Source organism: Enterobacter sp. SA187, from assembly GCF_001888805.2.
Classification (GTDB): Bacteria; Pseudomonadota; Gammaproteobacteria; order Enterobacterales; family Enterobacteriaceae; genus Enterobacter_D.
In genome coordinates, this window is sequence record NZ_CP019113.1 from 2,852,555 (window position 1) to 2,867,310 (window position 14,756).

The 14,756-nt window shown below is 56.2% G+C and carries 13 protein-coding genes and 2 pseudogenes; 9 read left to right on the top strand and 6 right to left on the bottom strand.

The features are described 5' to 3' along the window. The first annotated feature begins 296 nt into the window (after positions 1–296). Positions 297–1,538: a bifunctional glucose-1-phosphatase/inositol phosphatase gene (gene agp, locus BMF08_RS13565; RefSeq protein ID WP_072568084.1), complete on the top strand. Its 1,242-nt coding sequence runs from the start codon at positions 297–299 to the stop codon at positions 1,536–1,538. A gap of 38 nt (positions 1,539–1,576) precedes the next feature. Here the strand turns inward: agp and BMF08_RS13570 are convergent, their stop codons facing one another. Together BMF08_RS13570 and wrbA are read right to left on the bottom strand one after the other, a co-directional pair. Continuing rightward, positions 1,577–1,804: a YccJ family protein gene (locus tag BMF08_RS13570; RefSeq protein ID WP_072568085.1), complete on the bottom strand. Its 228-nt coding sequence runs from the start codon at positions 1,802–1,804 to the stop codon at positions 1,577–1,579. Between the two features lie 19 nt (positions 1,805–1,823). Next, complete coding sequence (wrbA, locus tag BMF08_RS13575; RefSeq protein WP_072568086.1) at positions 1,824–2,441, bottom strand: NAD(P)H:quinone oxidoreductase; 618 nt, start codon at positions 2,439–2,441, stop codon at positions 1,824–1,826. A 385-nt stretch (positions 2,442–2,826) separates the two neighbouring features. On the opposite strand from wrbA, the gene BMF08_RS13580 reads away from it, so the two are divergent. Then, a complete protein-coding gene (locus BMF08_RS13580) occupies positions 2,827–3,006 on the top strand; it encodes a general stress protein (RefSeq protein WP_072568087.1) in 180 nt (59 codons plus the stop codon). A 103-nt stretch (positions 3,007–3,109) separates the two neighbouring features. Here BMF08_RS13580 and lysS read toward each other — a convergent pair whose 3' ends face one another. Both lysS and BMF08_RS13590 read right to left on the bottom strand, forming a co-directional pair. Beyond that, positions 3,110–4,612: a lysine--tRNA ligase gene (gene lysS / locus BMF08_RS13585; RefSeq protein WP_072568088.1), complete on the bottom strand. Its 1,503-nt coding sequence runs from the start codon at positions 4,610–4,612 to the stop codon at positions 3,110–3,112. 117 nt (positions 4,613–4,729) lie between these two features. Beyond that, the gene (locus BMF08_RS13590) at positions 4,730–5,266 is read right to left on the bottom strand and encodes a helix-turn-helix domain-containing protein (protein WP_072568089.1); all 537 of its coding nucleotides are present in this window, start codon (positions 5,264–5,266) and stop codon (positions 4,730–4,732) included. Between the two features lie 193 nt (positions 5,267–5,459). Between BMF08_RS13590 and BMF08_RS13595 the strand changes: the two genes are divergently transcribed. The 6 genes and pseudogenes from BMF08_RS13595 to rutR all read left to right on the top strand — a co-directional run bounded on the left by BMF08_RS13595 (position 5,460) and on the right by rutR (position 8,197). Next, complete coding sequence (locus tag BMF08_RS13595; RefSeq protein WP_072568090.1) at positions 5,460–5,720, top strand: helix-turn-helix domain-containing protein; 261 nt, start codon at positions 5,460–5,462, stop codon at positions 5,718–5,720. 95 nt (positions 5,721–5,815) lie between these two features. Continuing rightward, positions 5,816–5,971 (top strand): annotated as a pseudogene (gene potE, locus BMF08_RS13600) (putrescine-ornithine antiporter); the annotation flags it as partial. Next, positions 5,965–6,078 carry a hypothetical protein gene (locus tag BMF08_RS21470; protein ID WP_442778361.1) on the top strand — a complete coding sequence of 38 codons (114 nt, stop codon included), beginning with the start codon at positions 5,965–5,967 and terminating at the stop codon, positions 6,076–6,078. The pseudogene potE and the gene BMF08_RS21470, both read left to right, overlap by 7 nt. After that, a pseudogene (locus tag BMF08_RS13605) lies at positions 6,063–6,548 on the top strand (hypothetical protein); the annotation flags it as partial. The gene BMF08_RS21470 and the pseudogene BMF08_RS13605, both read left to right, overlap by 16 nt. Before the next feature lie 117 nt (positions 6,549–6,665). After that, complete coding sequence (locus BMF08_RS13610) at positions 6,666–7,562, top strand: DMT family transporter (protein ID WP_072568093.1); 897 nt, start codon at positions 6,666–6,668, stop codon at positions 7,560–7,562. Then, positions 7,559–8,197: an HTH-type transcriptional regulator RutR gene (gene rutR, locus BMF08_RS13615; RefSeq protein ID WP_072568094.1), complete on the top strand. Its 639-nt coding sequence runs from the start codon at positions 7,559–7,561 to the stop codon at positions 8,195–8,197. The genes BMF08_RS13610 and rutR overlap by 4 nt, the downstream gene beginning before the upstream one ends. On the opposite strand, the gene BMF08_RS13620 is transcribed toward rutR, so the two are convergent. Both BMF08_RS13620 and putA read right to left on the bottom strand, forming a co-directional pair. Continuing rightward, positions 8,194–8,589, bottom strand: coding sequence for a lysozyme inhibitor LprI family protein (locus BMF08_RS13620; protein WP_072568095.1), 396 nt, complete (start codon positions 8,587–8,589; stop codon positions 8,194–8,196). The two genes, rutR and BMF08_RS13620, sit on opposite strands and share 4 nt — an antisense overlap. 224 nt (positions 8,590–8,813) lie before the next feature. Further along, the gene (putA, locus tag BMF08_RS13625; RefSeq protein WP_072568096.1) at positions 8,814–12,776 is read right to left on the bottom strand and encodes a trifunctional transcriptional regulator/proline dehydrogenase/L-glutamate gamma-semialdehyde dehydrogenase; all 3,963 of its coding nucleotides are present in this window, start codon (positions 12,774–12,776) and stop codon (positions 8,814–8,816) included. Between the two features lie 424 nt (positions 12,777–13,200). On the opposite strand from putA, the gene putP reads away from it, so the two are divergent. Beyond that, on the top strand, positions 13,201–14,712 hold the full coding sequence (gene putP, locus BMF08_RS13630; RefSeq protein ID WP_072568097.1) for a sodium/proline symporter PutP: 1,512 nt from the start codon (positions 13,201–13,203) through the stop codon (positions 14,710–14,712). Positions 14,713–14,756 lie beyond the last annotated feature (44 nt).

The window sequence follows — 14,756 nt, forward strand, 5'->3', positions numbered from 1 at the left end:
GCATCAGTCAGCGGCGAAAAAAACCTCACAAATGAATAACGGTAGCGTAAGCAGCGCGCCAGCCAGAGTAATGAATGCTACGCCGATCAACAGAATGCTCATCGGATACCTCGCCGTGCAGGGATACCTGATATTAAAAAATATAGCGGCTATGTGACAATAAATTGAAGGTATACATAACTTTACCCATGTTCAGCGGTGATAAATGCAGGCAAAGCCAAACTTTGCGGCATCGCTTCAGGAAAAGCGTCATAAATCTGTCACACTTATTTTCCAACGCAAAAGAGGACGGTGGTATGAAAAAAACAATTCTGGCGGCGACGCTTGCCGCGCTGACCCTGACTATATTGCCTGCGCAGGCGCAGGACGCCCCGCAGGGTTATCAGTTGCAGCAAGTGCTGATCATGAGCCGGCACAATCTTCGCGCCCCGCTGGCAAACAATGGCAGCGTGCTGGAACAATCCACACCGAACAAATGGCCGGAGTGGGACGTGCCCGGCGGACAGCTCACCACCAAAGGCGGCGTGCTGGAAGTTTATATGGGGCACTACATGCGTGAATGGCTGGCGGAGCAAAAACTGGTGACGTCCGGCGAGTGTCCGGCGCCAGAAAGCGTATATGCCTACGCGAACAGCCTGCAACGTACCGTCGCCACGGCACAATTTTTTATCACCGGCGCGTTTCCCGGCTGCGACATTCCGGTACATCATCAGGAAAAAATGGGCACCATGGATCCCGTGTTCAACCCGGTGATCACGGATGCCTCTGCGGCTTTTGACCAGCAGGCAGTGCAGGCGATGGAAACGAAGCGTAAAGAATTCCAGCTCGGAGAGAGCTATCAGCTGCTGGAAAAAATTACCCATTATCAGGATTCACCAGCCTGTAAAGAAAAACAGCAGTGCTCGCTTGCCGAAGCAAAAGATGCTTTCAGCGCAAAATATGAGAAGGAGCCTGGCGTCTCCGGGCCGCTGAAAGTGGGTAACTCGCTGGTGGATGCCTTTACGTTGCAGTACTACGAAGGTTTCCCGATGGATCAGGTAGCCTGGGGCGAAATCAAAACCGATCAGCAGTGGCGGGTACTATCGAAACTGAAGAATGGCTATCAGGATTCGCTGTTTACGTCGCCGGAAGTGGCGCGAAACGTCGCGGCGCCGCTGGTGAAATATATTGAAAAGGCACTGGTGGATGGCGCAGGCGGGCCGGCAAAAGTCACCCTCATGGTCGGGCATGATTCAAACATTGCTTCGCTGCTGACGGCGCTGGATTTCAAACCCTACCAGTTACACGATCAGTATGAGCGCACGCCCATTGGCGGAAAAATTGTCTTCCAGCGCTGGCACGATACCGCGGGCAACCGCGATCTGATGAAGATTGAATACGTCTATCAAAGTGCAAAACAGATCCGTAATGCCGATGTGCTGACTCTCACCGCACCGGCGCAGCGGGTCACGCTGGCATTAAATGGATGCCCGGTAGATGCGGAGGGTTTCTGTGATATCCAGAAATTCAATGCGGTGCTGAAAGCGGTAACTAAATAAGATGGGAACTCCCCCGCCAGTGGGCGGGGGAAGACAGATCAGACGTTCTTACGTTCGATGGTTTGTTCGCCCCAGAACAACGAATCTTTGTCGGTTTTCTTGAAGGCCAGGATCAACACTTCGTCATTGCCTTCTTCCCAGATTTGCTCTGCGAGCTTTTCGTCATAGTTGGCGAGTTCGAAAATGGCTTCAGCGATTTCTGGTGAAGTATTGCGCAGGGTGGCAAATTCACCCACGCGATGGGCTTTGGCTTCTTGAGTTGGCATGCTACGTCCTCCTGTCAGATTAGTGTTTCAGTTTCACGGCAAGACCGGCCACGTATTCGCCCTGATAGCGGGCAATAGCCAGTTCTTCGGCGCTGGGCTGTCGTGAGCCGTCGCCACCGGCAATCGTCGTTGCACCATAAGGTGTTCCGCCGCGCACCTGTGAAACATCAAAAAGTTCTTTCGCCCCATAACCGATGGGCACAATCACCATTCCATGATGCGCAAGCGTCGTCCATGTGGAAGAGATAGTGTGCTCCTGACCGCCGCCAGTACCTGTAGAACTGAATACGCTGGCGATCTTACCGTGCAGTGCGCCTGACGCCCACAATCCGCCGGTCTGGTCGAGGAAGGTGCGCATCTGGCCCGCCATATTGCCGAAGCGCGTGGGCGTGCCGAAGATAATGGCGTCGTAATCCGCTAATTCCTGCGGTGTCGCTACTGGTGCGGACTGCGCTTTACCCCCTGATTTCGCAAAAAGCTCAGGCGGCATGGTTTCAGGCACGCGTTTGATGGTGACTTCCGCCCCCGCCACTTTTTCCACACCTTCTGCAATGGCCTGCGCCATTGTTTCGATGTGCCCATACATGGAGTAATAGAGCACCAGTACGCGGACATTCGCGCCATCTGTCGTTTGCATGTCTCTCTCCTTCGCTCAACAAATCACAAAATAAGCGTAGCACATGGAGAGTTTTCGCTTATCTATCAGACGGGTCTTAGGAGATCGCCGGGAGTCGTTTGAGCTTCAGATTTAAATGGCAGGCATTGTTGCAAAATGAAACATTTTTGCCGCTTCGGATTTCGCAAGTCATAAGAAAGGCTTATCAATGTCCACGATAAATTAAATCCTGAACGGCCAGTATGATGTTGCAGAATATTAACAACGGGTAGCCGGATGGCTGATGCTGGCTAAGCTTTAGTCATGCGATGCGATAAACCTTTCCGGTTCGTGTCGTGAATGGGAAGTAATTCCGTGAACGTAATGCAGTATGATGTCTAATGTTTAACAATTCTGGAGGTCAGAAATGGCAAACCATCGTGGTGGATCAGGCAATTTCGCTGAAGACCGTGATCGAGCATCAGAAGCAGGTCGTAAAGGTGGCCAGCAGAGTGGGGGTAATTTCAAAAATAACCCTGAACGCGCATCCGAAGCGGGAAAAAAAGGGGGGAAAAATAGTCACGGCAGCCGCGGTAACAGCGAGTAGCGCTGCGTAGCTAAGACGAGTAACACGCCTGTTATTTATTATCGCGTGTGAAGCGTCCCCGCCGCCGGATTATCCGGCGGTTTTTTTTGCCCGCAATCTGTATTCAGTTAACAGGACGCATTGCCGGAAACAGGATCACGTCGCGGATGGTCGGTGAGTCTGTAAACAACATCACCATTCTGTCGATCCCAATCCCTAATCCTGCGGTCGGCGGCAGGCCATACTCCAGCGCTGTCACATAATCCGCATCATAAAACATGGCTTCATCATCACCCGCATCGCGGGATGCCACCTGCTCCCGGAAACGCTCCGCCTGATCCTCCGCATCATTAAGCTCAGAAAAACCGTTGCCGATTTCCCGTCCGCCAATAAAGAATTCAAAGCGGTCGGTAAAATGCGGATTATCATCGCTACGACGAGCCAGCGGCGAGACTTCTGCCGGGTATTGCGTGATAAAGGTCGGCTGAATAAGCTGGCTTTCCGCGACCGCATCAAATATTTCGGTGATGAGCCGCCCGTGTCCCCAACTGGCTTCCGGGACAATACCCAGTTTGTCAGCCAGGGCGGCGGTAAGGGCAGGGGAATCCAGCTCTTCCATCAGGATCCCGCTACCGTATTTGACGATGGCTTCTTTCATCGTCAAACGGGTAAAGGGCTTGCCGAAATCAAAGGTGTGATCGCCGTAGGTCACCTCTGTGGCGCCCGTCACCTCCAGCGCCAGCGTCCGGAACAGCGCCTCGGTCAGCTCGATCAGATCCTGATAGTCCGCATAGGCCATGTAAAGTTCCATCATGGTGAACTCGGGATTATGACGCGGGGAAATGCCCTCGTTACGGAAGTTGCGATTGATCTCGAACACCCGTTCAAAGCCGCCTGCCACCAGGCGTTTGAGGTAGAGTTCGGGAGAAATGCGCAGAAACATCTGCTGGTCGAGGGCATTGTGATGCGTAATAAACGGGCGCGCCGACGCCCCGCCAGGGATCGTTTGCATCATCGGCGTTTCCACTTCCATAAACTGACGGGCGTGCATAAAGCTGCGGATGGCCGCCATCATTTTGGAACGGATACGGAACGTGCTGCGTGTTTTTTCGTTAGCGATAAGATCCAGATAGCGCTGGCGATAGCGACGCTCCTGATCGATTAGCCCGTGGAATTTGTCCGGCAGCGGCCTGACCGCTTTGGTGAGCAGACGTAATTCAGTACACTCCACGGTCAACTCACCGGTTTGCGTTTTAAACAGCACCCCGGCTGCGCCGATAATATCCCCCTGATCGAACATTCGCAGATGCTGTTCATAGCGCGTCAGACCAATGCCTTTTGCGCTGATATACAGCTGAATGCGCCCGCCCATATCCTGCAATGTAATAAACGCCGCTCTACCCATAATCCGGCGCGTCATCAGGCGGCCCGCTACGCGCACGACGATCTTTTGCGCTTGCAGCGTTTCTTTGCTGAAGGGATCGTAAAGCTGATGCAGACGGTCGGCCGTGGCATCGCGGCGGAAATCGTTCGGAAAGGCGTTACCGTTGCGGCGCAACTGCGCCAGTTTTTGCATACGCGCGCTGAACTCATCGTTCAGCGTCTGCGTTTGACCCGTCGTGTCCATACTTGTGTCAGCCTCTTTAATAGTGGTAGCTGACAGGCACTTTACTGCCGGGAGGGTGAGGAATGCAAGTAAAATGATCTTCATGGAGATCGTTTTGATCTCCATTGGCGTAACATGTTACTCGTCTTTCGTACCGTAAGAGTGTTTTATTTCGTCCATCAGTGATGACGCCTGTGCGTAGAAACGCTCGCGCTGGCTGGTGGATAGGCTATAAAGCTGCTGTTCAAAATCACTCTGCAACAGTGAATCATGCAGGATCCCTTTCACTCCCTCCTTGTGAATGACTTTCAGCAACGCCTCCACTTCATTTTTATCCAGCGAGTTGAATACCATCGACCAGGCGAATTCCAGCGGATCCTTCGTGGGGCGATTTTCCCCGGTAGTCGCGCCATTGTCGGTCAGTAACGCCGGTGGTTCCTTGTGTACGCCAGAGGCCAGCCATTCCACGGAGACGCCTTCCCGGTCAGCGATTTTTTTCGCCATGCTCAGCGAGGGCTCAGTACCACGGTTGAGGTAATTGTTAAGTGTGGAGTAAGAGAGATCCCACGCTTTCGCCACGGAGCGCGTGCTGCGTGAACCAATGAGCAATCGCAGCCGGTAGGCCAGTCCTTCTACAGACGTATCTTCATCACCAGTCAGGGGTTCATTCTTCATCGTCTTCCATCCTGCCTCATACAACTCTGCAAGTTGATGCGCAAAGCGACCAAAAATATGCGAGACGTGCCGCATTTATCCGATTCAGGACTTTTTATCGCCTCAAAAGAGATCAATGCTATGTCTGCTTCGTTACATTGAGTTCAACCCATAGGGTTATGCCATGGGGTAAAAGAAAGAGGTTAATCGAATAATGGCTACAAATGAAGAGCATAGGGACTGGAACCGGATAGATATTGTCGCCGCGCTGCACAAGCAGGGCGTTTCTATCCGTGAACTCTCTGTGCGTGCCGGGCTGAAACCCGACACGCTAAAAAATGCCTTATCCCGCGCCTATCCAAAAGCTGAACGCATTATCGCCGATGCGCTGGGCGTTGCGCCGGAACATATCTGGCCCAGTCGTTATTTGAATGGCACCCGCAAGTCTGCGGAAGATTCTTCACTAATCAATTAACGCTGAAACAAGGAGGGGCAATGCGCTGAAAATAATAACCGCTACGGCACGATCATTAAATAAACACACAGCTTTTATTATACAGAGATGGAATGATGAATAATCCCGGAAATAAAATGGGAGTCATGCATCTGACCATATTAACCGCGGTTAATATGCTGGGGTCAGGTATTATTATGCTTCCCACTAAACTCGCCGAAGTCGGTACGATGTCTATTATCTCCTGGCTCGTAATTCTGCCTGGGTGCCTTACACCAATTTCAGCCCAATTTATCAGGGGCTCTGCGGCATGAGCGGTAACCGGATACCGGGAAAGGTGATCTACGAAACCCAGTCTACGCACAAACTGCTCTGCTGACGCCGGGTATGGATCGCCTGGGCAACATGGAGGAGCAGGGTATTCCGGCCTCTGTTGTGGCGAAATACCTCGATCAGCAGGGGATTATCGTCGAGAAAACCGGTCCCTATAATCTGCTGTTCCTGTTCAGTATTGGCATTAACAAAACCAAAGCGCTGCGTCTGATGCGGGCGCTGAATGATTTCAAACGCGATTACGACCGCAACCTGCACGTCAAAGAGATGCTGCCTTCGGTATACCATCAGTAGCCCGCATTTTACGGCAATATGCGTATTCAGGTGCTCGCCACCGGCATTCATGCCCTGATCCGTCAACACCGTCTGCCCGAGCTGATGTTTAACGCCTTTGAAACTCTGCCAACCATGGTGATGAATCCGCATCATTATCCTGGTTTCGAAACCGATATTCATGGCGCGTATCGCCAGCCGGATGGTCGCTATACGGTGAAAGTCATCAAAAACCTGCGTTAATCTCACTGTCCGCCATGCCCGGAACGCGAGGGGCATGGCGGTTTTTTTTGCTTCCGGTGTTGAACTCCGCAAACCGCCATCGCACACTACAGCGCTGATTTCATTACTGGTTGTCGCATGGAAACTTTCTTGTCCCGCTATTCCTTCTCCGTCAAACCGCAGGAAGCCCTGCTGATCCTTATCACTATGTTCTGGGGCGGCACCTTCCTCGCCGTGCAATATGCGGTGACGATGAGCGGTCCATTCTTTTTTGTCGGCCTGCGTTTTGCCACTGCCGCGCTGGCGGTGGCCTTGCTGTCGCTGAAAGTGCTGCGCGGCGTCACCTGGCTGGAAGTAAAAGCCGGTGTGGCAATCGGGGTATCCATTGCGCTGGGCTATAGTTTGCAGACATGGGGATTACAGACCATCTCCAGCAGTAAATCGGCGTTTATCACCGCCATGTATGTTCCGCTGGTGCCGCTGTTGCAGTGGCTGTGCCTCGGCAGGATGCCGGGGCTGATGTCCTGTATCGGGATCCTGCTGGCCTTTACCGGTTTGATCCTGCTGGCCGGGCCAGGGGGCGATCTGCTGGTGCCGGGGGAGGGGGAACTGATTACCCTGGCAAGCGCTGTGGCTATCGCCGCAGAAATTATTCTTATCAGCGCCTGGGCCGGAAAAGTGGACATCCGCCGGGTGACCATTATCCAGCTTGCCACCGCCTCACTGGTGGCGTTTTTCGCCATGATCCCTGCCGGGGAAGCCGTGCCGCCGTTGTCGCCTGCGCTGCTGGGTGTCGGGCTGGGACTGGGCATTTTCAGCGCCATTATTCAGGTGGTAATGAACTGGGCGCAGCGCAGCGTCTCCCCGACGCGGGCAACAGTGATCTATACCGGCGAGCCGGTATGGGCGGGGATATTCGGGCGTATTGCCGGTGAACGGCTGCCGCTGCTGGCCCTGCTGGGCGGCGTCTTTATCGTACTGGGCGTGCTGGTTAGCGAGCTGAAGTTCAACAAGAAAAAGGGCGTGAGCGAATGACCCGGGGCGAAGTAAAAAAGAGCGGTAAACGGTCGCAGGCGGTGAGCGAGAAAAGGGCGGCGATCCTTGCTGCGGCGCTGGCGCTGTTTTCCCGCTCGGGCATCCACGGCACGCGCCTTGAACAGGTGGCCGAGCAGGCGGGCGTCTCCAAAACCAATCTGCTCTATTACTACCCGTCGAAGGAAGCGCTTTATGTCGCCGTACTGCAACAGATCCTTGATATCTGGCTGGCGCCGCTGAAAGCCTTCCGGGAAGATTTTGCGCCGCTGGTGGCAATCAAAGAGTATATCCGCCTGAAGCTGGAAGTCTCCCGCGATCACCCGCAGGCCTCAAGGCTGTTCTGTCTGGAGATGTTGCAGGGCGCGCCGCTGCTGAAAGCGGAGCTGACCGGGGATTTAAAAGCGCTGGTGGACGCAAAATCGGCCATTATCGCCGGCTGGGTGGAGAGCGGTAAGCTCGCGCCTGTCGACCCGCATCATCTGATCTTTATGATCTGGGCCGCCACGCAGCATTACGCTGATTTTGCGCCCCAGGTGGAAGCGGTAACCGGGGCGACATTACAGGATGCTGAGTTTTTCCAGCGCACGGTGGATAATGTCCAGCGGATGATCATCGAAGGGATCCGCGCACGTTAATTCCCCGGCGGCAGCGGACAGCTGAGATCGCCTTCCTCACACTGTAACAGCGAGGCCAGCCAGGCTTCGCGCTCGACGGTTTTATCATGCAGACACTGATTGTTGATCATCGGCTGCACGCTGCCGCCTTCAGTGGCGGAGCTGATAAAGGCGCAGTCGGCGTCGCGCATGGTGATCCACGCCTGTTGCGCTTTTTTGAGCAGCTCGCGCTGCGGCGCGTCGGCGCGTTTCATGGCGGTGCTGTAGGTGTCGTTGAGTTTTTTATCCGCCGCCTGATATTGCGTGGCGGTGCAGCTGTTCAGATCGGCCTGCGTGCTGGCGCTGGCGCAGTCATCCGCGAGCGCCGGGGCGCTTAACAGCGCAGCAGCAAAAAAGAGGGATGTGCGTTTCATCATGTCTCCCGGAGTAGCGAAAACAAAAGCCTACACGGTCAGGCATGGCCGGGCAAGCCTGAGCTGACGGGGTTTATGTCGGGTGGCGCTACGCTTACCCGACCTACAGATCGAACGGTGGTTATGTCGGGTGGCGGCTTCGCCTTACCCGACCTACAAACTACAAATCTAATGGTAGATACCGTAGGCCCGGCAAGCCTGCGCCGCCGGGCACCCATCACAACTTAACCGATGGTCATCAGGCTGGCGTTGCCGCCTGCCGCTGCGGTGTTCACGCTGAGAGAACGCTCCACGCACAGCCGCTCCAGCAGGATATTGCTTTCGCCGCGGGCAAAGCCCTGCACCGACACAATCGCCCCTTCACGCTCCGCCACCTGCTCGCACCAGGCGCGCAGCTGATCGGAATCGCCGTGGAAGATCACCGCATCGAATGCCTGGGCCGCGAGGGTTTCCGGCGCGGCAAGCTGAATACGCGCAGTCACCGCCTGCGGCAGACGTTTTTGCAGATCGCGATGCAGACCATCTTCCGGCCACAGCACCTGACTACCCACCGACAGCACCGCCGCCAGCTGCGTCAGCGCATCCTGTTCGTTATCGGCGAGGCACAGCACGCGCTCACGCGGTAACAGGGTCCAGGTATTACGCTCACCGGTCGGCCCCGGCAGCACCCGCTGCGTACCACTCTGCGCCTGTTCAGCAAACTGTGCGCACAGCGTCTGCAACTCCGGGTTGTCCTTCGCCCAGCTCTGCAATGCCGCCAGCGGCTGCGCGAGCAGGGTTTTCAGCTGCGTATCCACGGCCTGCCCGGCATCATGACGGGTGAGTGTGGTGGTCACGGCGGTTTCCGGACGGCTGGAGAGCAGGCGGTACAGATACAGCGGGCCACCGGCTTTCGGTCCGGTTCCGGACAAGCCTTCGCCGCCGAACGGCTGCACACCCACCACCGCGCCAACCATATTGCGGTTCACGTACAGGTTACCGACGTGCGCGCTGCCGGTGACTTTGGCAATGGTTTCGTCGATGCGCGTATGCACGCCCAGCGTCAGGCCATACCCGGAAGCGTTAATTTGCCCAATCAGCGCGTCCAGCGTCTCGCGGCGATAACGCACCACGTGCAGCACCGGGCCAAACACCTCTTTTGTCAGTTCGTCAAAGCGCTCCAGCTCAATCAGCGTCGGCGGAATAAAGGTGCCGGTGTTCCACTCTTTCGCGTCTTCACGGTTGTCATACACCGCCTGGAACACCTTGCGGCCTTTGGCGCGCATGGTCTGAATATGATTTTCGATGCTGGCTTTGGCTTCGGCGTCGATAACCGGACCAACGTCGGTGGAGAGACGCTCCGGATTGCCCATGCGGCACTCCGCCATTGCGCCGCGCAGCATGGTCAGGGTATGATCGGCAATGTCGTCCTGTAAGCAGAGCACGCGCAGCGCAGAGCAGCGCTGACCGGCGCTGTCAAAGGCGGATGCCAGCACATCCACCACCACCTGTTCGGTGAGCGCGGAAGAGTCGACGATCATGGCGTTCATGCCGCCCGTTTCGGCGATCAGCGGCGTTGGGCGTCCTTGCGGATCCAGTCTGGTGGCAATGGTGCGTTGCAGCAGCGACGCCACTTCCGTGGAGCCGGTAAACATCACGCCGCGCACACGGCTGTCGGCGGTCAGCTGCGCGCCTACGGTTTCCCCGCGCCCCGGCAGCAGTTGCACCACACCCGGCGGCACGCCCGCTTCCAGTAAAATCGCCACACCAGCCGCGGCGATCAGCGGCGTCTGCTCAGCCGGTTTTGCCAGCACGCAGTTGCCTGCCGCCAGCGCGGCGGCGATCTGGCCGGTGAAAATCGCCAGCGGGAAGTTCCACGGGCTGATACAGACCACCGGCCCCAGCGGGCGGTGGGTTTCGTTATCAAAATCGTGGCGCACCTGATCCGCATAGTAATGCAGGAAGTCCACCGCCTCGCGCACCTCGGCGATAGCGTTGCTGAAGGTTTTGCCCGCTTCACGCACCAGAATGCCGATCAGCTGCTGCATCTGGCCTTCCATCAGCATGGCGGCGCGTTCGAGGATCGCCGCGCGCTCCTGCGGCGGGGTGGCGAACCAGATTGGCGCCTGATCCACCGCGCTTGCCAGCGCGCGCTCCACTTCGGCGGCGGTGGCTTCGCGGGTATAGCCGACAATATCTTTCGGCTCGGCAGGGTTAATGACCGGCGTCAGTTCGCCCGTCTCACAGGGCTGCTCCAGCACCGGCAGCGCCTGCCATTGTTGCTGGGCGCTGTTAAGCAGGGCAGAGGAGAGGGACGCCAGGCGGTGTTCATTCGCCAGATCCAGCCCGGCAGAGTTGACGCGGCCATTGGCGTACAGCTCGCGCGGCAGCGGGATCTTCGGATGCGGCAGTCCCACCTGGCCTTCCTGGGCGGCGAGTTTTTCCACGGCCTTCACCGGATCGGCTACCAGCTCATCCAGTGGCAGGGTGGTATCCGCGATGCGGTTAACAAAGGAGGTGTTCGCGCCGTTTTCCAGCAGACGACGCACCAGATAGGCCAGCAGGGTTTCATGGGTGCCGACCGGGGCATAAATACGGCAGGGGCGATTGAGTTTGCCGTCGGCCACTTTACCCACCACCTGTTCATACAGCGGTTCGCCCATGCCGTGCAGGCACTGGAACTCATACTGACCCGGATAGTAGTTCTGACCGGCAAGCTGATAGATCGCCGCCAGCGTGTGAGCATTATGGGTGGCGAACTGCGGGTAGATCAGGTTCGGCACGCCGAGCAGTTTCTTCGCGCAGGCGAGGTAAGACACATCGGTGTACACCTTACGGGTATATACCGGATAACCTTCCAGACCTTCCATCTGCGCGCGCTTGATTTCGCTGTCCCAGTACGCGCCCTTCACCAGACGGATCATCAGGCGACGGCGGCTGCGACCAGCGAGATTAATCAGATAATCAATCACAAACGGGCAGCGCTTCATGTACGCCTGGATCACAAAGCCGATGCCGTTCCAGCCCGCCAGCTCCGGCTCGAAGCAGAGTTTTTCCAGCAGGTCGAGGGAGATCTCCAGGCGGTCGGCTTCTTCAGCATCAATGTTAATGCCGATATCGTACTGGCGCGCCAGCAGGGTGAGCGACTTGAGACGCGGGTACAGTTCTTCCATCACGCGATCGTACTGGGCGCGGCTGTAGCGCGGATGCAGCGCCGACAGCTTGATGGAAATCCCCGGCCCTTCATAGATCCCGCGACCATTAGAGGCCTTGCCAATGGCGTGGATCGCCTGCTGGTAAGAAACCATATAGGCCTGGGCGTCAGCCGCGGTGAGCGCCGCTTCGCCCAGCATATCGTAGGAGTAGCGGAAGCCTTTATCTTCCAGCTTGCGGGCATTAGCCAGCGCTTCGGAGATGGTTTCCCCGGTAACGAACTGTTCACCCATCAGGCGCATCGCCATGTCCACGCCTTTACGGATCAGCGGCTCGCCGCTCTTGCCGATGATGCGGTTAAGGGAGCGGGAGAGGCTGGCTTCATTATGGGTGGACACCAGACGTCCGGTAAACAGCAGGCCCCACGTGGCGGCATTGACGAACAGCGACGGGCTGCGGCCAATGTGCGACTGCCAGTTACCGTTGCTGATCTTGTCGCGGATCAGCGCATCGCGCGTGGCTTTATCCGGAATACGCAGCAGCGCTTCCGCCAGGCACATCAGCGCCACGCCTTCCTGGGAAGAAAGGGAAAACTCCTGCAACAGGCTTTGCACCATACCGGCGCGGCCGCTGGCGGTTTTCTGGTTACGCAGTTTTTCCGCCAGTTGATAAGCCAGCGAATGGGCGGCGCTCGCGACCGGCTCAGGCAGGCGCGCCTGTTCAAGCAGCATAGGTACGGCATCGGTTTCCGGGCGGCGATACGCAGCCGTAATGGTGGCGCGGGTCACCGACTGCGGCAGAATGTTTCCGGCAAATTCCAGGAAGGGCTGATGCGGTTCTTCCGTGGCTTCACTAATCTCTTCCGCTTCCGCAGTTTCCGCGTTAAAAGGCGCAGCAAACTCCGCTGGCGTACCCTCGGTTTCCAGCTTTTCAAGGTAATTAAAAATGGCCTGTTTGATCAGCCAGTGCGGGGTACGATCGATACGTGAGGCGGCAGTTTTAATTCTTTCGCGCGTTGCATCGTCCAGCTTAACCCCCATGGTGGTGGCGCCCATGTGCGTGACTCCCTTTATTCTGATGTCATACCGTATTGGTTAACCTGAAATATCCACTATGTTGCAACTTTGTGCAACCATGTTAATTGTGACCTCGCCAGCAAGCTAATAAATGGCTTAATTGTTAATGAAGGGTAATGCTATTTAACGACCTTGCGTCGCCGTCTCACGCCTTAAAACATGCGGCGCTTAACACTTTTTCAAGGTGCAACCTTTAAAAGCGTGAGCGAGTGCAACCTGGCAATAAAAAGGCATAAAACAGGGATGAAATTGATGTGAATGGTGTGTTAAATCGATTGTGGTTCAGAAACGCTTCCGGCAGGATACGGTCGCCCCATAAAACAATGACGCTTTTTCCACGTTCCGGAGAAGGTGCCCGCGGCAAGCATTTTATTTGCCGACGAATAAATCTGGAGATCTTTTCATGGCAGTTAGCACACCAATGATGGTGACGTTTTTAATTTATATCTTTGGCATGATCCTGATCGGGTTTGTCGCCTGGCGTTCAACCAAAAACTTTGACGATTATATTCTGGGCGGGCGTAGTCTTGGTCCTTTCGTGACTGCACTTTCCGCAGGGGCGTCCGACATGAGCGGCTGGCTGCTGATGGGGCTGCCCGGGGCGATTTTTATTTCCGGGATCTCCGAAAGCTGGATCGCCATCGGCCTGACGCTGGGCGCATGGATCAACTGGAAGCTGGTGGCCGGGCGTCTGCGCGTGCACACCGAAGCCAACAATAATGCCCTGACGCTGCCGGATTATTTCACTGGCCGTTTTGAAGATAAAAGCCGCGTCCTGCGTATTATTTCCGCGCTGGTGATCCTGCTGTTCTTCACCATCTATTGTGCATCAGGCATTGTGGCAGGCGCGCGTCTGTTTGAAAGCACTTTCGGCATGAGCTACGAAACCGCACTCTGGGCGGGGGCGGCGGCCACCATCATCTATACCTTTATCGGTGGATTCCTCGCGGTAAGCTGGACTGATACCGTGCAGGCGAGCCTGATGATTTTCGCGCTGATCCTCACGCCGGTGATTGTAATTATCTCCGTGGGCGGTTTTGGCGATTCGCTGGAAGTGATCAAACAAAAAAGCATTGAAAACGTCGATATGCTGAAAGGGCTGAACCTGGTGGCGATCATCTCGCTGATGGGCTGGGGTCTGGGCTATTTCGGGCAGCCGCATATTCTGGCGCGTTTTATGGCCGCCGATTCCCATCACACCATTGTTCATGCCCGCCGTATCAGCATGGCGTGGATGATCTTCTGTCTGGCGGGCGCTGTTGCCGTTGGCTTCTTCGGGATCGCTTACTTTAATAACAACCCGTCGCTGGCGAGCGCGGTAAACCAGAACGCCGAGCGCGTATTTATTGAACTGGCGCAGATCCTCTTTAACCCGTGGATCGCAGGCATTCTGCTGTCGGCTATTCTGGCGGCGGTGATGTCCACCCTCAGCTGCCAGCTGCTGGTGTGCTCCAGCGCCATTACCGAAGATCTGTATAAAGCATTTCTGCGTAAAAACGCCAGCCAGACTGAACTGGTATGGGTTGGGCGCGTGATGGTGCTGGTAGTCGCGCTGGTGGCCATTGCGCTGGCGGCGAATCCGGAAAACCGTGTGCTGGGCCTGGTGAGCTATGCCTGGGCGGGCTTCGGCGCGGCCTTCGGTCCGGTGGTGCTGTTCTCGGTACTGTGGTCACGCATGACCCGTAACGGCGCGCTGGCGGGTATGGTGATCGGCGCGGTGACGGTGATCGTCTGGAAGCACTTCGAACTGTTCGGCCTGTATGAAATTATTCCGGGCTTTATTTTCGGCAGTATCGGTATTGTGGTGTTCAGTCTGCTGGGCAAAGCGCCATCCGCTGCAATGCAGCAACGCTTCGCGGAAGCGGATGCGCATTACCACTCTAAACCTGGCGCACCCGCGCAGGGCATCCGTTAATTGTAATTTGTGACCTCCCGGGACCCGGCAGCGCTGCGCTGCCG